23 protein-coding genes are annotated in these 25,024 nt (G+C 54.4%); 6 read left to right on the forward strand and 17 right to left on the reverse strand.

Features of this window, described 5'->3' with window-relative positions; genetic code table 11:
• Nucleotides 1-148 precede the first annotated feature (148 nt).
• On the reverse strand, nt 149-1,672 hold the full coding sequence (locus MKY58_RS15140) for an MDR family MFS transporter (RefSeq protein ID WP_339321010.1): 1,524 nt from the start codon (nt 1,670-1,672) through the stop codon (nt 149-151).
• A gap of 175 nt (nt 1,673-1,847) precedes the next feature.
• Between MKY58_RS15140 and MKY58_RS15145 the strand changes: the two genes are divergently transcribed.
• Nucleotides 1,848-2,288: a MarR family transcriptional regulator gene (locus tag MKY58_RS15145; RefSeq protein WP_339325165.1), complete on the forward strand. Its 441-nt coding sequence runs from the start codon at nt 1,848-1,850 to the stop codon at nt 2,286-2,288.
• 183 nt (nt 2,289-2,471) lie between these two features.
• On the opposite strand, the gene MKY58_RS15150 is transcribed toward MKY58_RS15145, so the two are convergent.
• The 3 genes from MKY58_RS15150 to MKY58_RS15160 form a co-directional block, all read right to left on the reverse strand.
• A complete protein-coding gene (locus MKY58_RS15150; protein ID WP_339325166.1) occupies nt 2,472-3,074 on the reverse strand; it encodes a nitroreductase family protein in 603 nt (200 codons plus the stop codon).
• Between the two features lie 160 nt (nt 3,075-3,234).
• The gene (gene murB, locus MKY58_RS15155; protein ID WP_036711602.1) at nt 3,235-4,254 is read right to left on the reverse strand and encodes a UDP-N-acetylmuramate dehydrogenase; all 1,020 of its coding nucleotides are present in this window, start codon (nt 4,252-4,254) and stop codon (nt 3,235-3,237) included.
• Nucleotides 4,255-4,764: 510 nt separating this feature from the next.
• Nucleotides 4,765-5,142, reverse strand: coding sequence for a nuclear transport factor 2 family protein (locus MKY58_RS15160; protein WP_339321011.1), 378 nt, complete (start codon nt 5,140-5,142; stop codon nt 4,765-4,767).
• Between the two features lie 198 nt (nt 5,143-5,340).
• Here MKY58_RS15160 and MKY58_RS15165 point away from each other — a divergent pair, with 198 nt between their 5' ends.
• Together MKY58_RS15165 and MKY58_RS15170 are read left to right on the forward strand one after the other, a co-directional pair.
• Nucleotides 5,341-6,024: a futalosine hydrolase gene (locus MKY58_RS15165; RefSeq protein WP_339325167.1), complete on the forward strand. Its 684-nt coding sequence runs from the start codon at nt 5,341-5,343 to the stop codon at nt 6,022-6,024.
• A complete protein-coding gene (locus MKY58_RS15170; RefSeq protein ID WP_339321012.1) occupies nt 6,021-6,869 on the forward strand; it encodes a 1,4-dihydroxy-6-naphthoate synthase in 849 nt (282 codons plus the stop codon). The genes MKY58_RS15165 and MKY58_RS15170 overlap by 4 nt, the downstream gene beginning before the upstream one ends.
• 61 nt (nt 6,870-6,930) lie before the next feature.
• Here MKY58_RS15170 and MKY58_RS15175 read toward each other — a convergent pair whose 3' ends face one another.
• The 4 genes from MKY58_RS15175 to MKY58_RS15190 form a co-directional block, all read right to left on the reverse strand.
• Nucleotides 6,931-8,334, reverse strand: coding sequence for an NAD-dependent malic enzyme (locus tag MKY58_RS15175; protein WP_339321013.1), 1,404 nt, complete (start codon nt 8,332-8,334; stop codon nt 6,931-6,933).
• Nucleotides 8,335-8,477: 143 nt separating this feature from the next.
• Complete coding sequence (locus tag MKY58_RS15180) at nt 8,478-8,981, reverse strand: hypothetical protein (RefSeq protein ID WP_339321014.1); 504 nt, start codon at nt 8,979-8,981, stop codon at nt 8,478-8,480.
• Nucleotides 8,982-9,174: 193 nt separating this feature from the next.
• On the reverse strand, nt 9,175-10,065 hold the full coding sequence (locus tag MKY58_RS15185; RefSeq protein WP_339321015.1) for a GNAT family N-acetyltransferase: 891 nt from the start codon (nt 10,063-10,065) through the stop codon (nt 9,175-9,177).
• Between the two features lie 151 nt (nt 10,066-10,216).
• Nucleotides 10,217-11,020 (reverse strand): AAC(3) family N-acetyltransferase, encoded by an 804-nt coding sequence (locus MKY58_RS15190; RefSeq protein ID WP_339321016.1) that lies wholly within the window; start codon nt 11,018-11,020, stop codon nt 10,217-10,219.
• Between the two features lie 589 nt (nt 11,021-11,609).
• Between MKY58_RS15190 and MKY58_RS15195 the strand changes: the two genes are divergently transcribed.
• On the forward strand, nt 11,610-13,742 hold the full coding sequence (locus tag MKY58_RS15195) for an acyltransferase family protein (RefSeq protein ID WP_339321017.1): 2,133 nt from the start codon (nt 11,610-11,612) through the stop codon (nt 13,740-13,742).
• A 109-nt stretch (nt 13,743-13,851) separates the two neighbouring features.
• Here the strand turns inward: MKY58_RS15195 and MKY58_RS15200 are convergent, their stop codons facing one another.
• The 9 genes from MKY58_RS15200 to MKY58_RS15240 form a co-directional block, all read right to left on the reverse strand.
• On the reverse strand, nt 13,852-14,802 hold the full coding sequence (locus tag MKY58_RS15200; protein WP_339321018.1) for a D-alanine--D-alanine ligase: 951 nt from the start codon (nt 14,800-14,802) through the stop codon (nt 13,852-13,854).
• On the reverse strand, nt 14,799-16,253 hold the full coding sequence (locus MKY58_RS15205; protein WP_339321019.1) for a PLP-dependent aminotransferase family protein: 1,455 nt from the start codon (nt 16,251-16,253) through the stop codon (nt 14,799-14,801). Before MKY58_RS15205 ends, MKY58_RS15200 begins: the two co-directional genes overlap by 4 nt.
• A gap of 214 nt (nt 16,254-16,467) precedes the next feature.
• Nucleotides 16,468-16,917 carry an OsmC family protein gene (locus MKY58_RS15210; RefSeq protein WP_036711576.1) on the reverse strand — a complete coding sequence of 150 codons (450 nt, stop codon included), beginning with the start codon at nt 16,915-16,917 and terminating at the stop codon, nt 16,468-16,470.
• A gap of 145 nt (nt 16,918-17,062) precedes the next feature.
• Nucleotides 17,063-17,974 carry a VanW family protein gene (locus tag MKY58_RS15215; protein ID WP_339325168.1) on the reverse strand — a complete coding sequence of 304 codons (912 nt, stop codon included), beginning with the start codon at nt 17,972-17,974 and terminating at the stop codon, nt 17,063-17,065.
• A gap of 265 nt (nt 17,975-18,239) precedes the next feature.
• Nucleotides 18,240-19,520 carry a glycoside hydrolase family 27 protein gene (locus MKY58_RS15220; protein ID WP_339321020.1) on the reverse strand — a complete coding sequence of 427 codons (1,281 nt, stop codon included), beginning with the start codon at nt 19,518-19,520 and terminating at the stop codon, nt 18,240-18,242.
• A gap of 116 nt (nt 19,521-19,636) precedes the next feature.
• On the reverse strand, nt 19,637-20,521 hold the full coding sequence (locus MKY58_RS15225; protein WP_339321021.1) for an AraC family transcriptional regulator: 885 nt from the start codon (nt 20,519-20,521) through the stop codon (nt 19,637-19,639).
• 242 nt (nt 20,522-20,763) lie between these two features.
• Nucleotides 20,764-21,069 (reverse strand): DUF3889 domain-containing protein, encoded by a 306-nt coding sequence (locus MKY58_RS15230; RefSeq protein ID WP_339321022.1) that lies wholly within the window; start codon nt 21,067-21,069, stop codon nt 20,764-20,766.
• Between the two features lie 163 nt (nt 21,070-21,232).
• Nucleotides 21,233-21,415: a DUF2524 domain-containing protein gene (locus tag MKY58_RS15235; protein WP_339321023.1), complete on the reverse strand. Its 183-nt coding sequence runs from the start codon at nt 21,413-21,415 to the stop codon at nt 21,233-21,235.
• A 158-nt stretch (nt 21,416-21,573) separates the two neighbouring features.
• On the reverse strand, nt 21,574-22,035 hold the full coding sequence (locus MKY58_RS15240; RefSeq protein WP_339321024.1) for a MarR family transcriptional regulator: 462 nt from the start codon (nt 22,033-22,035) through the stop codon (nt 21,574-21,576).
• A gap of 162 nt (nt 22,036-22,197) precedes the next feature.
• On the opposite strand from MKY58_RS15240, the gene MKY58_RS15245 reads away from it, so the two are divergent.
• The gene (locus MKY58_RS15245; RefSeq protein ID WP_339321025.1) at nt 22,198-22,686 is read left to right on the forward strand and encodes a glutathione peroxidase; all 489 of its coding nucleotides are present in this window, start codon (nt 22,198-22,200) and stop codon (nt 22,684-22,686) included.
• Nucleotides 22,687-22,983: 297 nt separating this feature from the next.
• Nucleotides 22,984-24,909 carry a PAS domain S-box protein gene (locus MKY58_RS15250; protein ID WP_339321026.1) on the forward strand — a complete coding sequence of 642 codons (1,926 nt, stop codon included), beginning with the start codon at nt 22,984-22,986 and terminating at the stop codon, nt 24,907-24,909.
• The last annotated feature ends 115 nt before the right edge of the window (nt 24,910-25,024 follow it).

Below are 25,024 nucleotides of genomic sequence, written 5' to 3' on the forward strand. Positions count from 1 at the left end.
GTTATGAAACCCTTTTTTCCTAATATGAGTCTAACCATTCCGGCGGGACGCAAAACATCGGGCGGTCAGAAAAGCACCCTTTCCTGCCCCAAAGAAAAAACGCCCGACATCCTCGGACGTTTTATCGTTTTATAGCATTTCAATGCCTTTAGGCTTTCTCCTGCCGCTTCTGAGGGAGTTCGACCCTTGCCTTCCCCATCGCAATGACGAAAATGACGGCGATGGCAATCGGGACGAGAGCAATCAGGAACACATGGGTGATCGAACCTGACATGGCGTCGATGATTTTGGAGAGGACAGCCTCCGGAATCTTCGTACGTACGCTAGGCTCGAAGATTTGCTTGGGATCTCCGAGGCTGGACATGGCGGAGTCGGCATTCCCGCCCATGCCTTTGAAGTTCTCCGTCAGCTTGCTCGTAAACAGGTTATTTTGAATCGTGCCGAAAATCGTAATCCCCATGGTCATCCCCAGCGAACGAAGAAACTGGTTGGTCGAGTTCGCGGTCCCGCGGTAGCGCGGCTCCAAATTATGCTGGGAGGCCGTAGGCAGCAGCGAAAACGAAAAGCCCATGCCAAAGCCGACGACGACCATGAACAATGTCAGCAAATAACGCGCGGAATCCGGCTGGAGCGTGCTGAGAAGGTACATGCCTGCAAGATAAAACACAACCGAAATCCCCATCAGATTGCGATAGCTTGTCTTCGTCGAAAATATGCCGCCGATCGAACTGCCCGCCACCGAACCGAGCATCATCGGCGTCAGGATCAGTCCTGCATTGGTCGCCGAGCCGCCGTACACGGCCTGGACGAAGATCGGAATGTACACCGTCAATATAATGAACGTGCCGCCGTATAAAAACGCTAATATTTGCGATGAAGCAAACAAACGGCGTTTAAAGAGGAAAAACGGCAAAATCGGCTCCTTCGCCCGAAGCTCCACGAAAAAGAACGCGACGAAAAAAACGGCGAAGAGCGCAAACAGCGAAATGATCGGCGCCGAACTCCAGGCATACTCCTTGCCTCCGAGCTCCAGCGCGAACATCAGGCTGATGACCGCAATAACGAGGGTCGCGGCGCCCCACCAGTCGATCTTTTGCTTCGAATGGGAAGGCGATTCCTTATAGTTTTTCATGATCAGCGCAAACGAAACGATCCCGATCGGAACGTTGATATAAAACACCCATTCCCATCCCATGTAATCGGTAATATAGGCCCCGAGCAGCGGACCGACCACGCTTGCCGCTCCGAAAACCGCACCGAGAAGCCCGGTCATTTTGCCCCGTTTTTCCGGCGGAAAAATGTCAAAAATAATCGTAAACGCGATCGGCATAAGCGCTCCCCCGCCGATCCCCTGGATCGCGCGGTAGATGCTGAGCTGCTCGATCGTTTGAGCCAGCCCGCATAACGCGGAACCGATCAAAAACACGGCCAAACCGAAAATAAAAAATCTCTTTCTGCCGTACATGTCCGATAATTTGCCGAAAATCGGCATGCCCGCCATGGTGGTCACCATATACGCGGACGTGACCCAGACAAACTTGTCCATCCCGCCGAGATCGGACACGATCGTCCCCATGGCCGTGGCAACGATGGTATTATCGATAGCCGACATAAAAATGGCAAGCAACAAGCCTGCCACAACCAGCTTTATGTTGTTTTTGGCAGCTTCCATTCGCAAACCCCTTTCCCCTTTGCAAAGTATGAGCAAGTTCGATAAAATCATATTAATATCTCATTTATCGAATATCTCGTTCATCGAGATATGTAAATATTAAGAGGAGGTGTCTCGTTTGTCAAGCGAACGGCAGGAACAGCCTGCAGATCTCCGGGAACAGCTTGCGCTGCTGATGCGGGGGTTGGGCACCCGAACCGTATTGTACCAGCAGTTTGTCGCCGCCTCCCACGGTTTGTACAATAACGATCTGAAATCGGTTGACATTTTGCGCGAAACCGGGCCGATTACGGCAGGCGAGCTATCCAAAATTACGGGGCTGGCGACCGGAACGATCACCGCGTTGATCGACCGGCTTGAAAAATGCGGTTACGTACGCAGGGAAAACGATCCGGCCGACCGGCGCAGAGTCATTATCGTTCCGGTATACGAGCACAACGAAGCAATCAAAAACACGTATTCGCCTCTTCATTCGGCGATGCTGGAGCTTGCCTCCCAGTATTCGGCGGACGAGCTCCGGCTGATCATGCAGTTCATCGGCAAAACGAGCAGCATATTGGAGGAACAAATCCATCATCTCAGCGCTTCCCGCGGGAAAACCTCTCCTGAGCCTTAAACGGCTCCGCCGTCCTTGACAGGCGGAGCTTACGCCTCGCACACGGCATAATTAGCGTGGTGATCAGCGTGAAGCGTTTAATCGTGCGAGTTTTTGAAAAAACAAGGGACGGTCTTTCCGGCAAACCCGGAAAAACCGTCCCTTTTCTTTTTATTCGTAGCTGTATGTCAGGTTGAACCTGAATTAGTTGAATACTTTGACGCGCTCTTCAAGCGGCTGGAATTGTTTCTCGCCGGCAGGAGCCACCACTTTGCCGAACGGCATTTGGGCAATCAGCTTCCAGCTCGCAGGCAGGTTCCATTCGTGAGCGACCTTTTGGTCGATCAGCGGGTTGTAGTGCTGCAAGCTTGCGCCCAGCCCTTCCTCTTCCAAAGCCGTCCATACGACGAGCTGAAGCATGCCGTTGGATTGATTGGACCATACAGGGAAATTATCCTTGTAAGCTTCGAATTGGGCTTGAAGACCTTCGATCACGGCATTGTCTTCGAAGAAGAGGACCGTGCCGTATCCATTGCGGAATCCGGCCATTTTCTCGGCCGTCGGAGCAAAATTTTCGGCTGGAACGACGCCTCTGAGCGTTTCTTCCGTCAGGTTCCACAGTTTGTCATGCTGTTCCCCCAGCAGCACGACAACGCGTGCGCTTTGGGAGTTAAAGGACGATGGCGTATGTTTGACCGCTTCGTTTACGATTTCGACGATCTTTTCGTCCGAAACGGATACATCCTTGCTAATGGCATAAATGGAACGTCTGTTTTTGAGCGCATTGATGAAATTCGACATAAGTATAGTTGCCTCCAATATTTTATTTACTTACTTTTTTTATTATATAACCCCATCAACTTACTTGCAATACTTTGTTTTTCTTAACTCGCCTGCACGTACACAAAAAAACCTTTCCTAAAACGGAAAGGTTTATACGCGGCCGCAGCCTTGTATGTTATTTTGTTTATTTCACGACGACCACTTCGGGTTCCGGTTCAAAGCCGAATGCGTTATTGACCCCTTCAATGATCACGTTCATCAAATATTTCACGTCTTCGGCGGTGGCATGCCGGTGATTGATGATCATGTTCCCGTGATACGGCGAGATCATTGCGCCGCCATGCTCCTTGCCCTTCATGTTCAACCGGTCCACAAGGGCGCCCACCGGAACGCCGTAGTCGTAATTGTTTTTGAACACCGAACCGCAGGAAGGGAATTCGAAATGTCGTTTTCCGTTACGGTAATTGGCGATGTCGGTCATTTCGGCCGGAATGACGATGCCCTGTTTCTTAAGCGCTTCGGCTTCCCCATCCATGTACGAATAAAAAGAAGCCAGCGTCGACATGCCTTCCTTCGCCTTCCACCGCGCAAGCAGCTCATTGCCGGCAGCGATCTGCTTCTCGTCCGGCACGGCAAGCATATCCGCCCCGAGCACCAGCCATGGGTTCATCTGGAAAATGGATTGTTTGTAGCCGTATTGGCACTGCGACACGTCGATCGACCGAACGGCCAAGGACGGGTCGGACAAGTCGACGTAATAAACGGTTTTAATGATGTCGCTGATCTGATGGTGATTGTATTTCGCGTTCATATAAATTCCCGCGCCAAGTCCCCCGGGCAGCAAGTAGGTGAACTCGTAGCCGGGAATGCCGAACATCCTGCCGCTGATCGCCAGCATGGACATCGGCGTTCCGGAGGATATGAACCATTTGGTCGGCTGGATGTCCCAATAGACGAATTTTTTCAATGAGATATACAGCGTATCCTCCTGCGGACGGTCCGGAAACAGCAGGTTCGAACCCATCCCGCAAATAAAATAATCCAATCCGTGCGTTTTGCAGCCCCGCAGCAGTGTCAGAAGCTCCTCCACCGTTTCGGGCATGGCAAAAAAGTTCGCTTCGCCCCCGATTTGGTACGATGAATGGTTGGCCAGCGGTTCGTTCCGCAGGCACAGGCTTTCAAAAGTCATCCGGTTATTCAGCATTAGGTTCCTTCTCGCTTTCAACTTCATTATTAATGTTCAAAATCAATGAATGATTCCTTTTCGCCACGTAAACGTAGACCTATCTATTCTAATATATCGCCAGTCATTACGCCATGTGTCAATTCATACCCGCATCCAGGAATTATATCCGATTTTTTGGGGAAAGGAAACGGCGAACGCCCGCGCGGCAAAGTATCCGGCAGCATGTTCGGCGCAATGCCGGCGGTCTTTCGTAAACGGCTGCGGCCTCCGTTTTTCAGGCGCTTATCCGTATTTTCTTGTTTTCCATATGTTTCTATACGTTATTTGATGCGGCAAACCGGGCGGAAATGGCATTTCTGCCGTCTCGCCGGCGTCCTTCACCGCGTTATTTGACAGCGGACAGTACGGCATCGAGGAATCGAGCTAACGGTCTCATTTCCCCCGAATAAAAAAGAAGCAGCGAAGGTTCGCTGCTCCATGCCGCTGCCGTCCGAAATGCTGCGCGTTGACATGCGAACGGCGGCAAAATCATTTCGTCTCTATATCCGACTGTCCCCAATATGCCTTCATGCCGGTAATGAGCCCTTCCTCGTTAAACGTCATCAGCTCGATGACATGAATGACGATCGTTGCGCCTTCGACTGTCGTTTCGATATGAACGGCCATGGCTCCCGAATGTTCGTGCGACCCCCGAATCGGTTCCTCGCGGCGGATCCGGGTGCTTCCATTCACGACCTTACGGTAAAATTCCGCGATCGCGGCCTTGCCCCGCACCGGCTCGGACCCCGCGGGATCCTCTACGACCGCATCCTCCGCATATAATGAAAGGATTCCTTCCAAATCGTCCCGGTTAAAACAATCGATGTAGTTCTGCATGGCCGTTTTGATATGCTGTTCGGTAAGCATGGCTGATCCCTCCCTTAATTGACATCATGTCCAATAAGTACATTATACCTTCCGGGAAAGCGTTTGTAAAAACAAGGTTGGTAATCTCCACGGACGAGCCGCGCTTTACACGGCGTTCCGTTAGTTATAAGGTTAATATGTTGAGGTCAAATGAATTGTACTGGAGGATTCTGCATGAAATCAGACTTGGAGACCGTGATGCATGACGGGGATATCTTCCGAAATGCGGATTTGGACGGACGAATCCTGATCATGACGGCGGTCGAAGCAGAGCGGCAGGCCGTCATGCGCGGAACCCGCGATTCAAAGCGGTTTAATGTTCAACTCGCCGGATTCGGGCCGGCCTCGGCGGCGGCACGGACGGCCGCAGAGCTTGCGAAGGGCAGCTACAGCCTGGTCATCAGCGCAGGGATCGCCGGAGGCTTCAAGGGACGGGCGGAGATCGGCTCCACCGTCATCGCCGACCGGATCGCGGCCGCCGATTTGGGCGCCGAAACCCCTGACGGGTTTCTCAGCGTGGACGAGCTTGGTTTCGGCAGCTCCGTCATCCTGCCTGATTCAAAGCTTGTGCAAACCCTCTCCGATGCCATGGCATCCGAGGGGATTCCCGTTAGCCGCGGCACCATCCTGACGGTCACGACGGGAACGGGTTCCGCCGAAACGACCGCCAAGTTAACCGCGCGGTACGGCGATGCGGCTGCCGAAGGGATGGAGGGCTTCGGCGTGGCGACCGCCGCCAAGCTGTGGAATCTGCCCGTGCTCGAAATCCGCACGATTTCGAACGTCGTCGGCCCGAGGGACCGTGCGGCCTGGCGCCTCGGCGAAGCCTTTGCCGCGCTCGAAGCGGCAGGCGACATTTTAAGGAGGGTATTTACCGAATGAAGATTGCTTTTTCACCATGTCCAAACGATACCTTTGTCTTCCATGCATGGGCGCATGGCCTTATTCCGGGCGCACCGCAGCTGGAAGTTACCTATGCGGATATCGACATTACGAACCATCTGGCCGCCCAGGAACAAAGCGATTACGACGTGCTCAAAATTTCCTATGCAGCATTGCCTTGGGTGCTGGACCGCTACGCGCTTCTGCCATGCGGCGGCGCTCTCGGCAGAGGCTGCGGGCCGCTTGTGCTCGCGTCGGGCGGACCGGATGCGCCTAAAAACGCCGAAGGCTTGTCCGGACGGCGCGTAGCCGTCCCAAGCGAACGTTCCACCGCGTACCTGCTGTTCCGCTTATGGGCTGCCCAAAACGTCCCGGGAGGCATCGGGGAGATCGTCGTCATGCCGTTCGACCAAATCATGCCTGCCGTTCGTGACGGAAACATCGACGCCGGGCTTGTCATCCACGAAGCCAGATTTACGTATCCCAATTACGGCCTGACGCTGATGGCGGACCTGGGCAACTGGTGGGAACAGGATACCGGGCTGCCGATCCCGCTTGGCGCCATCATCGCCAAACGGAATTTGGATCTCAAGGCCATTTCCGATTGGGCGCGCGCATCGGTGGAATACGCGTGGGCGCATCCGGAAGCTTCCCGCGAGTACGTCCTCAGCCATGCCCAGGAAATGGATCCGAAGGTGGCCGACGCTCACATCGATCTGTACGTCAATTCCTTTACCGCGAATTTGGGCGAAGACGGTTATGCCGCAATCTCTTCCCTGCTCACGCGCGCGGCCGATGAAGGTCTTGTCCCGCCGATCGATCCCAAGGCGCTCCTGCTGCCTTAACCGGAAAAACCCGCGTTTCTATTGGCCTAGAAACGCGGGTTTTTCTATATCGCAGGTTATCTTAGCGGAAATCTTTCGGAATTCTGCGGGCTACGCCGGTCAAAATCGCTGCCTGCACGACCGCTTTGCGGACTTCGATGACGACCTGGTCGTTAAAAATGCTCGGGATGATGTACAGCTCGTTCAACTCGCCGCCGGTCACGACCGATGCGATGGCGCGCGCGGCAGCCAGCTTCATCGGTTCGTTGATGCAGCGCGCCCTGCAGTCGAGCGCCCCGCGGAACAATCCGGGGAATACGAGCACGTTGTTGATTTGGTTCGGGAAATCGCTCCGACCGGTAGCGTATACCCGTGCATGAGGAAGCGCCTCTTCGGGCGACACTTCGGGCACCGGATTGGCCATGGCGAAAACGATCGGATCGGGTCCCATTCCACGGATATCTTCGCCGTTCAGCAAGTTTCCGCGGGATACGCCGATAAAGACGTCGGCGCCTTTAATGACTTCCTTCAGCGTTCCACCCGTCGCCTCGACCTGAGGCTGATCCGCCAGCCACTGCCACATCTCGTGTTCGTACGTTCCGCCTCTGACGATCGCGCCTTCGCGGTCCACGGGCACCAATTTGGTCACGCCTGCGCTCAGCAGCATCTTGCAGATGGAAACCCCTGCGGCGCCGATGCCGTTAACGACGACCCGGATGTTTTCGATCCGTTTGTTGACGACCTTTAAGGCGTTGAGCAGCCCCGCGATGACGACGACGGCCGTACCGTGCTGATCATCGTGGAAGACCGGAATTTCCAGCTCCTCGGACAATCTTCTTTCGATTTCGAAGCAGCGCGGGGAACTGATGTCCTCCAGGTTGATGCCGCCGAAAATCGGGCTCATCGCCTTAATGGTGCGGATGATCTCCTCCGTGTCGCGGGTATCCAAACAAATCGGGAACGCATCGACCCCGGCCAGCTGCTTGAACAGCATCGCTTTCCCTTCCATCACGGGAGCCGCGGCATAAGGGCCGACGTCTCCGAGTCCGAGCACCGCCGTGCCGTCGCTGACGACGGCAACCGTATTGCGTTTGATCGTCAACGAGTAAGCCTTTTCCGAATTTTCGTGGATGGCCGTGCAAACCTTCGCCACGCCTGGCGTATAGACCCGGGACAGGTCGTCCCGGTTTTTGATCGGCAGCGTCGGCTGAATTTTGATTTTGCCGCCCAAATGAACGAGGAAGGTCCGGTCCGAAACGTTGATCAGCTTGATGCCATCCTGTTTCCTAAGCGATTCGACGACGTTGTTCTCTTCGGTGTCCACGACTTCGACGGTAATGTCCCTGACCGAAGAATCTTTTCCCGGCCTGATCACGTCGATGGACGTGATATCCCCCCCGGATTTGCTGATTGCGGCAGCAACATCCCCAAAGGTGACCTTCGCATGATCAAGTTCAACGCGCAGAATGATACTCGTGTTTGCCATGATGCTTCCTCCCAAAAATATATGTAGTCATCCTCATGTAATCGATTTCAGCACGCACATATCATAACAGCCGAAGGGCTCCAATACAAGCCTCCTTGGAATCATTCTGCTTCCATTTTCGTCTTTCGGACGGAGGACAAAACTCAAGGAATGTTGGCGTGGTGCGCATTCGACATCCTTTTGTTTGTTTCATGCACTCCCATAACGACGGCGATCAATTCATAGCTCCCCAAACGTTCGGATTCGTTCCGCAGGCAAAAAGCTCCGGATTCGAACCATCCGTTCACCTTTTCGAATTGGGCAACCGCGAGCCCGCGCTCGTCGGTGATCGAATATTCCTTGAAGAACGCGGGCGAAAAAATTTCGTAAATTCCTCTCCCCTCTGATTCGTAAATGAATTTTTTCGACATGAAACTGAGACGGTGTTTCAGCACGCCCAGCAGGCTTCCGTCCGCCCCCGTCACCTCCCATTTGGTTGACATGAACCGGAACTTTCCGCTGCAAACAAGATTCCCGCCGGCATCAAGCACGTCGAGCGACGAGCCGAACGCGCTTTTCAAATCCAATGTCCCTGCAGGCTCCCGCCTGGCGTTGACGATATCGGTACGGCCCGCATTAAAGAAATTATCTCTAAAATACAGCTCCAAGATAATCGGCACCTTCTTTCAAAGACGAATTCTTCGTTCACCGTTCCACGGAGCAAGAAAGCCATGGACAAAATGATACGATCCATGGCTTATGTTCATGCACACGCTGCATATTTTCGGTTTTCAAGCCTCCGTTAACATCACGGCAAACGACAAGACAATTTTATACTATTTTAAGCATTTTTTCTATACGCTAGGCCTGGTTCAGCTCGCATTTCATATGTACCTGATGAACCGTGGCTTTAAAGCCGGCTTCCTCCAGAATCCGTATGAGCCGCTCCTCGGATACCCGCAGATTGACGGCGCGGCGCGTTATATTTGCATCCAGCGGGGCATACGCCCGGGACAACAGCGCTTTGAGGAGCTCCGAGGCTCGCTCTCCCGTATCTTCTACGGTCCGGCACTGGTACAGAACCGTCGCCTGATGTTCTCCGCCCGCGTCCATCGTTTTTCTAAACAGCGCATAACCCGCAAGTTCCCCATTTGCGTCCGTTGCGATGACCGATTCACCGCCGGCGATGTTTTCCCAATGGGTTTGCCACGGCAGGTCTCCGACCGGAAGCTTGAAACGCTGAACATCCCGGGGCAGACCGAACCGGAATTGGTAGGCATCCGCCCCCTCCGACGCAAAAGCATCGGATTTCAATCCTTCCTTTTGCTCGTAAAATCTTAAATCCCCGATCCATCGGTATCCCATCTTCGCGTACAGCTTGATCGCCGGTTCATTTTCGCTCAGCGCCTCCAGCAGGGCCGCCTCGGCGCCTTTTTCCCTGCAGACGTCAAGCGCCGCCCCGATCAGCTGTTTGCCGAGCCCCCGGCCCCTGTATTCCGGAATGATCCCCGTGCCGCCGTTCCAGGCCGTCAACCGTCCGTCGACGGTGCGAAAACCGTTCATGACGAAACCTACCGGCTTGCCTTGATCGCAGATCGCGATCGACGCCTCCATGGAGAGCTGGTTCTCCGGAATCCGTTTGATGAACGCGTCGACGCTCATCGTCATGTCGAATGCGTATCCTTTGAAGCCTTCGTTCCACAACCGGGTAAGCTCACTCGCCGAAAATTCGCTAAACTTCACAATTTCCATGTCCCATCGTTCTCCCCTGCTCAACATTTTCATCGATACGCGAGCCCGAAAAGCGGCCAGCGTTCAGACGCCTGCCGTGATTATCTCTTGTTTAGCGCCCCGGAGCAAGCACGCCCCGGACAATCCACTCGCATCCTCTTCGGCAACATCATCACGCTTGCCTCAAGAATTTCGCTTCGGCTTCTTGAACCACGCTTTCGGAAAGAGGATCTTGATCCGAAAATAAATCGGGATGGTCCTGCAACATTCCGCTTATGACCTCCGTCATTCGGACGGCATCGCATGCCCAGCAATCCGCCTCCCCCAATTTCGCCCGGCGGATCGCCCCTGTCCGCTCAAGAATTCCCTCCACCTTCCAGAAATGTTCCGACCACGGAAGTCCGCAATGGCGCCGGGACGGAACCGGAATTTCCGTGCCGTCGCCAAGCACGACGATCAGGTTTTCATGGCCGTCGGTCAGTCTTCCGGGAACATCCGCCCATTCCTCGATCCCGTGAATAAACGTGTTGCGCCTTAAATCCACCCCGACAAGCAGGATGGTCGCTTTGCGGTCCAGCAGTTTCCCCCAAGGGGATTCCCTGTGGCACGGCGTGTCATAGCGCTCCGCTCCGGCAACAAAATCCCCGGCATCCCTGCCTAAAGCGGCGACGGAGTGCGTCGGATGATACGAACGAACCACTCCCTTGCGTTTGCGGAACAATTCCGGCAAAATGCCGACGCACGAAGGCGATGATTCGACATAAAATTTGGGATTATCAGCCTGAATGTATGACCATGTATGGGTTGGCAGAACGAGCAGGCCCTCCCGCATGTATTCGCTCAGCGCATCCAAAACCGTATCCGCTCCTCCTTCCACTTGCCCGACGCTTTTCATGGAAGAATGAACGAGCAGCGTCCCCTTCCGGTCGATTCCGGCCGCTTCCAGCTGATCGATTAAACTACGACGCGTATGCATGGTATGCCTCCTAAAAATTCATCCTATGGACCATTTGTTCCCAGTATACCGCAGACAGCCGCAATAACAACCCGCCCTTTAGGCTTTATTTCGCTGCCAAGTCCGGGACGAATGATGTTTATCCGGACCAGGTGCGCGGTCGCCATGGAAACCCCTTAGCAGGAAAAAAGCCGGATGCCCTTACGTTCCGGGGCATCCGGCCGATAAACAATGCTCGTGAAGGGGCATTTTGGCATATGGTACGATCGATCCATACAAGACGAACCGCGCGGGGCGGACCGGTATAGGAAAAATGCCCCCTATTCGGCTCAGCTCCCGTTTTTTTTTGTTTTTCGGCACCCTGCAGCCCCGCATTTCGGTTGTATCGTTCGCATAGCCTACATCATGAACAAAATGTGAATGGAAAGCAATCTTTTTGTAACTTTAAACGGAAGCGCTTATGATAAAGTAAGTACCTGTGAACCACTTCATTGACATCATCATCCGTACGGAGGCATCCAGATCATGAACATAAGCGAATCGATCTTTTCCGCATACATATCCCGCTTTTTGAGGGACCGATCCGGTTTGGAAAGCAGGGTTAGTCCATATGTCTAATCAGTTATCCCACAGCAAACGTTACATGCCGGGTCTTGACGGTCTGCGGACGCTGGCGTTGTTTTTTGTCGTTTTGTACCATCTGAACGTCGAATGGGCCCCGGGTGGACTGCTCGGCGTCAGCATCTTTTTTGTTTTATCCGGATATTTGATCACGGATTTGCTCACCGCGGAATGGAGCCGCAGCCGGTCGATCGACCTGAAATCGTTTTGGATCAGGCGATGCCGCAGGCTGCTCCCTGCCATGCTCGTCATGATGGCGGCCGTCGTCGCATGGGTCACCCTTTTTGACCGTTCCTTGATATCCGTCTTGCGCGGCGACGTTGTTTCTTCGCTTTTATACATAAACAATTGGTATTCGATTTTCCATCAGGTATCCTATTTCGAAAAATTCGGCCCCCAATCCCCGTTCGGGCACATGTGGTCGCTGGCGGTCGAGGAACAATTTTACATCTTGTGGCCCATACTGCTGCTCATCGGCATGAAACGGATGAAAAAACGCGGGCCGGTCTTTTTGCTTGCCCTGGCTTTGGCGGTTTTGTCGGCGCTTGCCATGCTTTTGCTATACCATCCCGACACGGATCCAAGCCGGGTCTATTACGGCACCGACACGCGCGCGTTTTCGCTGCTGATCGGGGCTGCCCTCAGCATCGTTTGGCCCAGCCGGAACATGTCCGCCTCAGCCGGGCCGGGAACACGCGTTACGCTTAACCTGATCGGGGCGGTTGGGTTGGTCTCGATTTTTAGGATGGTATGGAAAACCAACGAATACGACCCCTTTTTATATCCGTACGGGTTCCTGCTCCTGTCGCTGCTCACCGCCATGGTGATTGCCTCCGCCGCGCATCCGGCAAGCTTCGTAGGCAGGCTGCTCGGCATGAAACCGCTGCGATGGATCGGGGTGAGAACCTACGGGATATATTTATGGCATTATCCGGTCATTCTGCTTTCGGGCGGCGCAAATGCCGAACCGAACGTATGGCGCGCCCTGCTGCAAACGGCTTTAAGCGTCGCGCTGGCCTGTCTGTCCTATAAATATATCGAAGAGCCGGTCCGGGGAGGCCTCGTCGGCAGGTCGTGGCGCAAACTCCGCAAAGGCAGCGTTAACTTGTCCCTCGTGCCGATGAAAGGCTGGGTAACGTTAGCCTCCGTGCTGCTGATGGTCGTCGTGTCCTTCGCCGGACTCGCCATGCGGGCGCCGGTAAGCGCGTCGAAGCTGCATCAGGAGGCGGCGGCCGCGCAAGTCTGGGCCCCGTCCGAAACGCCGGCAGAACCGGCTGCGGGTCCGGCGGGAGAAGAAAGCGAGGACGCGCCGCCGGTTAAAGGGGCGCCGGAAAGCACGGCGGCCAAAAACGATGACGGGGAAGCCGTCCGGACGGATCAGCCGATCGGAAACACCGCCAACCTCGCGGATGGTCCGGCGAAAAAACCGGCAGCGGACGCGGAGGCACCGGCGAATTCGGGCAGCGGCCGGCAGCCGGCGGGCAAGGAGGGTGCACCCGAAGAGGGCTCAGCCAAAGCGGGTTCAGCCAATGATGATTCAGCCGCAACCGACGAGCCTAAGGATTCCGCAAGCCAACCTGGCAAAACGAAACCTCCGCGCGCATCGGCCGGCGGCAAAACGCAGGTTCCTGGCACTCCGAAAAGCGGCAACAGCGTTCCGGTGACGGCCATCGGCGACTCGATCATGCTGGATGCGGAGCCTTATTTGCAGCAGCTGATCCCCGGAGCGGTGATCGACGGCAAAATCGGAAGGCAAATGGCCGAAGCGCCGGAACTGGTCGCCCGTCTCCGGGAAGAAGGAAAGCTGGGCGATCAGGTCGTGATCGAGCTGGGCACGAACGGCCCGTTCAGCAGCAAACAGCTGATGTCGCTTCTGGATTCCATGCAGGACGTGCGCAGGGTCGTGCTGGTGAATGCGAGGGTTCCGCGCAGCTGGGAGAGCGTCGTTAACACCTCGATCAAAAAAACGGCTTCCGCTTATCCGAACGCGGTGCTGCTCGATTGGCACGGGGCCAGCGAAGGCCAATCGTATTTTGAACCCGACGGCGTCCATTTGAAGCCGGAAGGCGGACAAACGCTGGCGGAGCTGATCGCCCAAGCGGTCGGATACGGCAAATCGTAAACGTTATTGCCATGATCTCTGCTCTCGCGGATCGCATGGCTGTCTTAAACTTGCCGATGCCCAAAAAAGGACCTCTTCATTCGAAGAGGTCCTTTTCCCATGGATGCAGTCACCCTGCCTGCTGCCGGCGACTGCTGCCGATGACGCCATTTTCCGTATTCGGCCTTGCCGCCAAGGATCCTTCGATGATGGCATCCAGCAGCTTCGCGAAAGAGATTCCCGCCGCATGCGCGCTCTGCGGCAGCAGGCTGGTCCGGGTCATGCCGGGCAGCGTGTTGACTTCGAGGATATATGGAATGCCGTCCTTCAGCATCATATCGACTCGGGCATACACCGAACACTTCATCGCCCGGAAGCTTTTGACGGCCGCATTGCGAATGCGCTGTTCAAGCTCCGGTTCGAACGCCGCGATACGCTCGTCGCTTTGCCCCGGCTCGTATTTGGACGTATAATCGAAAAATTCGGCGCTTGGTTTAATCGACAAGATCGGCAACAGCTCCCCGTTCAGCATCCCGCACGTGATCTCCTCGCCGTCGACATAAGCTTCCACGAGCACCTCTTCGCCATAGGCAAAGGCGGTCTTCGCCGCTTGCCGAAGGCTTTGTTCGTCCCTGACCAAGGTAACCCCGATGCTGGAGCCCCCGGCATTCGGTTTGACTACGAGCGGATACCCGAGCGCGGCAACCTGCGGACTCCGGATATCGTCCAACTGGCTGAGAAGCACCCAATCCGGCGTATGCAGGCCTTCGCAACGCAGCAATTTTTTGCTTACATCCTTATCCATGCACAATGCGCTGGACAGCAGCGAACATCCCGTGTACGGGATCCCCATCGTTTCAAGCGTGCCTTGAATCGTGCCGTCTTCGCCGAAGCTGCCATGGAGGGCGAGCAGCGCCAGATCGATCCCTTTCGCCTGGGCAAGCAAATCCTGTTTATGCCGAATCTCGATCGGGATCGCCTCGTATTTCGTCCGGTCCAGATGAGCCATCATTTCTTTCCCCGTCGCTAGCGACACTTCCCTTTCGGAAGAAACCCCGCCCATAATGATGCCTACCTTCATCGTTGCGCCTCCAATCTTTTGGTCACTTCTTTTCCGATGATTTCGATTCCGCGGCGAAGCTCGTCGTCGCTCACCCGCGAAAAGCCGAGCCGGAGCGTATTTGCCCCGCCTCCATCCGTAAAAAACACGTCCCCTGCGGTATACACCACGCCTTGCCTGTAGCAATCGGCGAGAATTTCCCGGGCGCTCAGCCGCTCGGACAGTTCGATAAACAGGTGCAATCCGCCTGAACCGGTTATCCGCTCGCAGGGGATGTGTTCGGTGCAGCAGCGGACGGCCAGCTCGTGTTTTCTTTTATACTCCGATTTGGCCCTTTTCAAATATTTTTCAAAGTTGCCGTTATGGAAATATTGGAACAGCACCGCCTGGTCGAGCGTCGACGTATGGATGTTCCGCGAACGCTTCACGCTGACCAGCGCATCGATCAATTCCCGGTCCGCCGCAATCCAGCCGATCCGGATGCCCGGAAACAGGATTTTGGAAAAGCTGCCGAGGTAGATGATGCTGTTCCCCTCCCCGCCGAAAGCGGCGAGCGGTGCCATGTGGGAGCCCGAATAACGAAGCTCCTCGTTAAAACCATCCTCGATCAGCGGTATCCGGTGTTCCGCGAGCAAACGCAGCACCTCGACCCTTTTTTCCGCCGACATGACGATTCCGGTCGGATTATGGTACGAAGGCGTCAAATACGCCAGCCCGAACTCGTTCTCTTTTAACGCCCGCTCGAACAAATCCAGCCTGACGCCGTCCTGATCCATCGGAATTCCAGTGATGTCGTAGCCGTGCAATTTCGATATTTTAATCGCCGTGTGGTGGGTCGGGTTCTCGCACAGAATGTGCCTGCAAGGCACCTTAAGCGAGGATAAAATGATATCGTACGCTTCGGTAAAGCCGTTCGTGATCAAAATGTCCTTTCCTTCCATGTCGACGCCTTTCGTTTCCATGTACCCCGTCAAATATTGGATCAGCGGTTTATACCCTTTGGCATAGCCGTAATTCAGCAAAATTTCCCCTTCCAGAGCCATTCGGTCCAAAAAGGCGCGCTTCACGTTGGTAAGATCGAACAGCTTTTCGTCCGGCGCGATGCTGGCGAAGTTGATCATGCCTTTTTCGCCCCGCAAATCGCGTTTCATCAGGTCAAGGTCGACGGCCTGTTTTGCCGTATCGTTCAGCCGCTGCTGCCAATCGAGCGACCAGGACGGGACGGAGGCGATCCCGACGCGGGAAACGAAGCTTCCTTTGGAATGCACCGTATAGATGAATCCTTCTTCTTCCAGCTCGGAATACACGGTTACCAGCGTATTTCGGCTGATGCCGAGCATCGTGCTCAGCTCCCTTGTCGACGGCAGCTTCTGATCGACCCTTCCTTTTCCTTTCGTAATCCACTGTTTCAAATATTCTTTAACCTGCACCGTTAACGGCCGGCCTTCCACAATTTTAAAATCGGTAAACATATGGCAATCCCTCCGTATACTATCTTGGCATAAAGCAGGAGCGGATGAAAGAACCACCGGGATGTGTTTTGCCGCCGGTCGTGGTACGGCATGGAAGATACGAAAAAAGGGCGGCCGACAAGTCCATAAGGGATGGACCTCTCTGGCGCCCTTGATTTTTAAACCTGGCTGCATCCGATGCCGCAAGGAGGGGGTTTCCTTTCCCCCAAGGTTTTTACGGCAAATTTCTTTCGATGCGCGGCACCGTGGACAATGCCACATTACCGGCTACCGCGCGGGAAATCATGCAGGAGCTTTCCGCTTTTTCGGCAAGCCTGCGGGCATGCTCCAAATCGTGATCCGCAGCTTCGGCCTTCAGCACGATGTGCGGCTTATGCGTGATGCTGACGTACGTGAAGACGTTGTTCGTGACGTCCACGATCCCTTCCGATTCCAGCGTCAGCTTTTCGACCGGCAGCCCGCCCCGCTCCATCATCGCCGCCAGCGTGATCAAATAACACGTCGCCGCGGCCCCGAGCAGCATTTCGTCGGGATTGGTGCCGATTCCCGGCCCGCCCATTTCCTTCGGAATCGAAATGGCCGTTTTCAGCTGGCCCGCTTCGATCGTTCCCTGGCTGTTGCGGCCTCCGTCCCATACGGCTTTCAAAATAAACGAATGATTCATAGATGCCATCCCCCCATGCATGATATTCGGTTGTTTTATAATATCATAACATAACCGGCATCGTTTATTTTCCATGCCGCAGCATGGCCGCTGGTTCGCTTCCGATTCCTAAAAGGATTTCACTTTCGCCAGGAGCGGACACGCGTCACTTTTTCCCGTTCGCCGGGATCGGCAGCGTAGGCGCTTCCCTTATTTCTTCGGGCAGCCGCTGGGACATGCTCGGCACCTTTCTCGGCATGTATTCGATGACGTCCGATGAATGAATGGACACGCCGACGCGGCCTACGCCCGCAAACGCCCGGATCAAAACGGGCTGGTTGTAGGCGTTTTTAAAGACGAAGTCCGGTCCGCCCCAACTGACCGTCGCATCCCTGCCCGGCGGAACATAGGGCACGTGGCGGCTGTGGGAGTAACGCTGGACGATGCTCAGCCCTGCCCGATCGGCCGCGTTGAACAGCGTCGAGGATACCTGGCAAATCCCTCCGCCAATGCCTTCGGACAATTCGCCCCTGACGATGACGGCCGCTTTCCTATACCCTTTGCCTGTCGTTCGAATGCCGACCACGCGATTAAAAGAAAACGTTTCTCCGGGGAACACGACGGTGCCGTCGATCGCTTTGGCGGCCAACGCGATATTGTGAGAGCGGTCGATGTTGCCCGCATTGTAGTACGTTACGTAATATCCGATCTGCTGGGCCCGCAGCGAAGCAAGCAGCTCCGTGTCTACCTTGGGATAGACCGGGTACACCGGAACCTCTATCGAAGCCGGGCCTCCGCCGTAGAGTGCATCATAATAACGTTTCATGAATTCTTTGCGGTCAAGCTTATGCCCGTTTTGACCGGGCACGATTTGCCCGTTTCCACCGATGCGGGCGTTGACGGGTTCCGTATACGTTTTCCGGTCCAATTCATTTACCCATCGGTTATATTTTTCCATATCCAGCAAAGGAAACACGGGTAACCTGTGCGCATCCAAGCTCAGGCTCGATACGGATTTCCCTTCATGGGTGACGGTTAACCCGCCGTTATGCTGATCTGGAGCGTGATCCTGCAGCAGGAGATACAGGAGATATGCCGCTATTGTCCACTTCAAACCTCATCACTCGTTTCGACATTGTGGTTCCATCGTTGGTTACGCCTTGAAAAACGATGTATTTTTGCGATGAACCCGGCGTTATTCAGCGATCTCTCTTCCTGCTATTATGATTACATCGCTTGGTATTCATGCAAGAAATAACAATTCCAACAGATATCCCTCCATACAAAAACGCCCTCGGCATTCGTAAATGCCGAGGGCGCCCTATAGGCTCCGGACTTCGCTGTCATCCGGCCGTCAATTGAAACAAAGCCGCTCCATGCGGAGGAATCGTCCATTGCAGCGCGTCTTCCAAATGGCCGCATACTTCTCCGGTCCACAGGTTTTTCGCATCCGCGCCTCCGTCGATCCCCAACTCGGCAAGCGGAACGGAGACTTCCGCGGCGGTTTCGCCGATGTTGAACAGTGCCGCGTAACGTTCCCCGTCAGGCCCTTCGGCCGTCCACACCGCCTTGCCGTTCCCGCGGCTCACTTGCCGGGCACCGAAGCTATGCTTATGCATGTATAACACGTCGCGGTTTGTCAGGAGGGATAAGGTCCACTCGTCATTGTCGCGCATCTCTCCCCCGAACATCAGCGGCGAGCGGAAAATCGTCCATAGCGTCATCATCGTGAGCTGTTCGTCCCGCGTAAAGTTCGTCATCCGGTCGGGGTGGCTGGCGCGGACGCCGATGCGCCCCAGCGGGAGCATGTCGCAATCCGGCCAGCAGCCGGGTTTCGGGCGTCCCTGCCATGCCTCGCAGCGGTCGAACATGTCCAAAAGAAGCGGCCACCGATCCCAGAAATCGTCGGTCATCCGCCACATATTGGCATTCGCTTCAAAAAAATCGGCGTGCTCTACGGGCGCTGGCCCGGGTGAAAGGCTCAGCACCATCGGACGGCCGGCGTGGTCGATCGCCTTGCGGATCAGCTCGATCTCCGCCAAATGCGGCCCTCCGTGCAGCCATGAAGCCGCGATGTCGTCCACCTTGACGTAATCGACGCCCCATTCGGCATAAAGCTCGAACAGCGAATTGTAATATTCCTGCGCGCCTTGCTTGGAAGCATCGACGCCGTACATGTCGGTGTTCCAGCCGCAGAAGGAACAGGGATGGGCTATGTCCCGGGCGGTCGCCTCCGTCCCCTTGATCGGCGTATTGTCATGGACCGCCTGCCGCGGAATGCCGCGCATGATGTGGATCCCGAACTTCAGCCCGAGGCTATGCACATAGTCCGACAGCGGTTTGAACCCTTTGCCGCCTGCCGCGGAAGGAAAACGGTTGACCGCCGGAACAAGCCGCGAATAACCGTCGGTTTCCAGCCGGACAAAAGGTCTGTAGAGATCCGAGTTCGCCCCCGGCTCATACCATTGAATGTCGACGACGACGTACTCCCATCCATAATCCTTCAAGTGCTTCGCCATATATTCGGCGTTGCCGCGAACTTCCTCCTCCGTAACGGCGGCGCCGTAACAATCCCAACTGTTCCACCCCATCGGGGGCGTCGGTGCATAGGAATGATGCTGCATGTCGTTCCTCCTTAAATAGCATTCATTTGCTGTATGTCCCTATCATAAGGTTCGGAGGAATCACGTTTCTATAGTAATCTTTCGTGGAAAATAGCAAAATATTGCGGTTCCGGAGACTAATCAAAATACAACCGGCTGAGCGTCAGCTGACCCTGTTCCGACCGGAAGCTCCCGGGTGTCCGGCCGGTCATTTTCCGGAACACTTTAATAAAATAACTCCCTCCGGAATACCCCACTTCTTCGGCAATCCGTTCGATGCCGAGGTCCGTTTGCCGAAGCAGCCGCATCGCCTGCTCGATGCGGACCCGGTTCAAATATTCGCTTGGCGTTTCGCCGGTCGCGGCCGCAAACGTGCGGAGCAGATGGTACTTCGACACTCCGAGCCTCTCCGACAGCTGATCCAGGCTGATCATGCTGCCGTAATGCGTGTCGATATAGCGGGCAGCCTGACGCACCTTTTCCGGCCAATGCCGGCGTTCACCTTGCGGCGCGGTCGCAAAACGGCACAGTTCGGACACGAACTGGTACACATAAGAGGAGGCTGTAAAAGGATCCGTGATCCGGCCGTCGTTCGCTTGCTCCCATATGTCCTCCAGCAGGCGGATCGGCCGGCTGGTCGCAGGCAGATGCGGCGCTTGCCCCATCCGGCTTTTCGCTTCCTGCCAATTCGGCAAAATCAGCGACGGCCGCATCAGGATGAACATGAAGCTCCACTCGGGTCCGCCCTCCGGAAAATAATACCGGTGATCCCCCGGAATTTCGGCCATAAACGCCCGTCCCGCATCAATCCGGTACGCTTCGGCGCCCGATTCGAAAACGCCCTCGCCTTCGATCGTATACTGGAATAACAACAACGGTCCGTCCTTCCGCGTATACCCGTCCCACCGGTAAGCCGGACTCTGCACCGCGTCCCTCCCAACCGCAAACAAGCTGCACAGCGCCAAATGGTCCGGAGCCGAAAATCGAAAGCCGTATGTGCCTATCCTGTTACCGGTTCCCATATGCCCTCTCCTTTTACATCGTTTTTGCCGCAGAATCGCTGCTGCGTTCCCCATGGAGAGATTCGCCGCCATTCGAAAACATGGCTATGAACGAACTTTCGGCAATCGCTCAAGTCAAGGTTACGACGATCATGGCCAAGCGTCAATGCGGGGGAAGCTCATTTAAAAAAGCTGCCGCTTCCGCGGCAGCCTTTGGTCATGGCAATCCAGTATTGTTCATTGGACATGCAGGACTTGCCCGCTCACCGTTCGGATTCGGAAAACCGAATCGAATGGATGGCGTCGGTGGACGGATCGAAACGGATAAACACGTACACTCCGAACTCGCGGCCTTCCTTGTTTCTGACCCAAAGTTTGAATCGCTCCTCCGATTCGTTTGGCGTCCGTTCAATTCTCCCCAAATGCCGATAGTCGATGATGTCAGCCCGGTACCTTTTTTGTGCTTCTTTAACTGCTATTGCGCCCCATTTTTCGTATTCAGGATTGGCATGAACTGGAGCAGCCAACATAACGAACACCGTCATCAGGGAAATCAACCATGTTTTCATTCAACGACCACCTGCCTGTAACGTTTTACTTCCGGCTTTTCCCTTATCGCGCATTCACTCAAGGCTTTTTTTCCATGATCGGAGATGAAGCGAGGCACGAAAAAACAAACACCCGCTTTCAAGCTCGGGTTAAAAACGCCTGAAAACGGGTACTTGTGCATATTTAATGGTTGATGTCGCATTTATTCATAATAAACGCAATTTGGTTTTCAAGCCGATTGATTTGCTCCTGAGTCTCTTGGTCTTCCCTGCCCAGACCGCGGAGCGAAGCGAGTTCCTCCTTGAGTTGATGCAGGTCATCCCCTGCACGGGAACAGTCGTAGCTGCTTTCAAGGTTGTCCAGCATGCCTCATTCCTCCATTTTTTCTTGGGTGTACTTCCCTATTATGGAGGATTCGGACGAGTTTATTCAGTCGAAAGGCATTGCGGGTCACCCCGCTTATTATGCCTCTTAAGCATGATTTTTCGAAGTAGAGAGGTCGTGCGGTATCAGGGCTAACCCTTTCATCGTTCCGCTTCCCCTCCCCCGGTAACTTCGCCCATCTTCCGCAGGAAGGATTGAATATGTTCATGCATCGCTTGAATGTCTTCGATCCGAACATCCGTACCGGCGTACAGCTTGGTCGGAACTTCCGCGGCTTGTTCCCGCAAGTCCTGTCCTTTGGCGGTCAATTCGATGATCACGCTGCGCTCGTCCTCCTTGTCGCGGGTTCGCGTGATCAGCCCCATCGCTTCCAGCTTCTTCAAAAGCGGCGTCAGCGTTCCGGAATCCAAAAACAGCTTTGCACCGAGCTCTTTGACGGTCACCCCGTCCCGTTCCCATAAGGAAAGCAGCGTGATGTATTGAGTATACGTCAGTCCAAGCGGCGACAGCAGCGGGCGGTACAGCTTCATCATCTCGCGGGAGCATGTATAAAAAGCAAAGCAAAGCTGATGTTCCAGCTTCATATATTCGTTAGGCTGCATCTATCTCACCTGCCATTTAATTGTATGCAATTTATTATTCGAAATATTATAGCATTTGGAACTTGGACACGTCAAAGATCAAAAAACAGCTTGAATTCGTCATTTGAATTGTATACAATCTAATTGCACAAAATTATAACGGACTCAGGAGGAGAGGGTATCATGTCAATCTACGATATCGAGGTTCAAACGATTAAAGGAGAAGTACAGACGTTGGAACCGTATCGCGGCCAAGTGCTGCTCATCGTCAATACGGCGACCAAATGCGGGTTCGCTCCGCAGTTCAAAGGGCTGCAGAAGCTGTACGATGCATACAAGGAGCGGGGGTTTGCCGTTCTCGGTTTTCCTTGCGGCCAATTCGCCAACCAGGAGCCGGGAACGGACGCGGAGGTCGCCCAGGCTTGCGAGCTGAATTTCGGGGTGTCCTTCCCGCTGTTCGCCAAAATCGACGTCAACGGCCATAACGCCCATCCGCTGTTCCGGCACCTGACCTCGGAAGCCCCGGGCCTCCTTGGCTCCAAAGCGATCAAATGGAACTTTACGAAGTTTCTGGTCGACGGCAGCGGAAAGGTCGTGAAACGGTTTGGACCGACGGAAGAGCCGGAAAAAATCGAACCGCATATTCTCCAGCTGCTGGGGATCAGAGCATAATTATATAGGAAGAAGACTGAAGAAATCCTGATTGGCTGCCGGCCTTTCGGGGTTTCTTTTTTTCTTCGCTTCCCGAATCGATGGAGCATGTCTATAATTTTTGTCACAATCCTGTATAATCGGACATGGAGAGGTTCAAATTTTATGTTTTAGTTTATATCTACTTTATAAGCGAAATTATGATCTTTGGGCCATGAACGCTAGGTCTATGGTCCTAATGACGAAATCAAACACCAAATCACTGCCCCTTAGGCGGAAACCCTAAGCGGAGTTACATATCGGGGATGGAGGCGCAAAATGGAAAAAATACCGATGGAGGAGTACTCCTATTTGCAGCATGTATACCACAATGCTCCTTTTGGCATTGCCATGTTTACGCTCCGGGGGGTGCTCGTCAAAGCAAATCCGGCACTCACCCGTATCCTGGGGTATTCCTTGGAAGAACTGAACAAACAACGTTTTGACAAGCTGATTTACCCTGACGACCTGGAGCGAAACATCCGCCAAATCAGGACGCTGTTCGAGAATTATCCCAAACAGAACGAAATCGACGTCGAAGGCAGGTATATGCGGAAGAACGGGCAGATTGTCTGGGCATCCGTACATATATCCATCATGCCTGATCCGGAGGGGACTCCTCTCTATTACATCGTGACGCTGAATGATATATCCAAAAATAAAGCCGCCGAGCAAAAACTGCAGGAAACGGTTGAACGGTATACCTCCTTAAAAAGATATAACCACGATGCGATCATTTCACTCGACCTAAGCGGCAACATTTTGAACGCCAACACCCGGGCGGAGCAAATGACGGGCTGCCCTGTCAGCGAAATGGCCGGCAAAAGCATCGCCCGTTTCATCGGGGAGTATAACCTGCGGCGGGTTTTGCGGGAGGCGCTGAACAATCCGACCGTCGAGCAGGAGATCAAGACGATCCGGCATAAGGACGGCCATTTGGTCGAAGTCATTACGACAATCGCTCCGATCATCATTAACAACAAAAACGTAGGCTTCTATATCATCGCCAAGGATTTCACCGAGCAAAGACAGCTGATCATTGCCAAAGAACTTGCCGAAAACACGAACAAAGCCAAAAGCGAATTTTTGGCGATGATGAGCCATGAAATCCGCACGCCGATGAACGGGGTCATCGGAATGACGGATCTGTTGGAGACGACGACGGAGCTGGATGACGAGCAAAAGGAATATATCGAGATTATCCGCAAAAGCGGCGAAACCTTGCTGTCGATCATCAACGACATTCTCGATTTCTCCAAAATCGAAGCCGGGATGACCGAGCTTCAAGAAGATGCGCTAGACGTGAAGCAGTGCATTCAAGAAACTTTGGATGTGTTGTCCGCCAAAGCCAGCGCGAAGCAGCTGGAAATGACCTTCGCCGTGGACGACGACATCCCGGACCTGCTGTATGGCGACTCCAAACGGCTGAAGCAGGTGTTGATGAATCTGGTCGGCAACGCCGTCAAGTTTACCTTGCATGGAGGGATTTCGGTCAGCGCGAGAAAGCTCTACCAGGAAGGAGACCTGATCGACCTGGAGTTCAAGGTTTCCGACACGGGGATCGGCATTCCGGACAACAAGCTGGAAGCGATCTTCGAGCCGTTTTCCCAGGTAGACAACTTTATGACCCGCAACTACGAAGGCACGGGCCTGGGTCTGGCCATCAGCAAAAAGCTGGTCAACGTGATGGGCGGCAACATATGGGTTGAGAAAAAAGAAGGCCCCGGCACGACGTTCGTATTTACGGTTCTGCTGAAGAAATATCATCAGCCCCCCAAACAAAGCGCATGCGACGATCAGCTGGAATCGCTGCCGGACCCGCTTCAGATTCTGATTGCCGAAGATAATGAAATCAACCAAATCGTATTGAGGAAAATTTTAGAGAAGCAGGGGCATGCGGTCACCGTCGTGACCAACGGGCATGACGTGCTGCGGGCCGTGGAACAGGCATCCTACGACATCGTATTCATGGACGTGCAAATGCCGGGACTGAACGGACTGGAGGCCACCCGGAAGCTTAGGGCCACCGTGCCGAAGGATCAATGCCCGATGATCGTGGCGGTTACGGCCAACGCCCTGAAGGATGACCGGGAAATCTGCCTTGCGGCGGGAATGGACGACTATATCAGCAAGCCGATCAAAAGCAAACCGGTGCTTGCCGTGCTGGAGCACGTCATCCGTGAGCGGAAAGTTTCGAACCGATAAATGTCCCGGGCTCGAAACTGGCGCGAGCGGATCATCAACTGAGCGTAAAGCCGGAAAGGCCGGTCATGGGTGAAAACCCATGACCGGCCTTTTTTGTCCGCTTCCTATATGGATG

The organism is Paenibacillus sp. FSL W8-0194 (genome assembly GCF_037969745.1).
GTDB lineage: Bacteria > Bacillota > Bacilli > Paenibacillales > Paenibacillaceae > Paenibacillus_AQ > Paenibacillus_AQ cookii.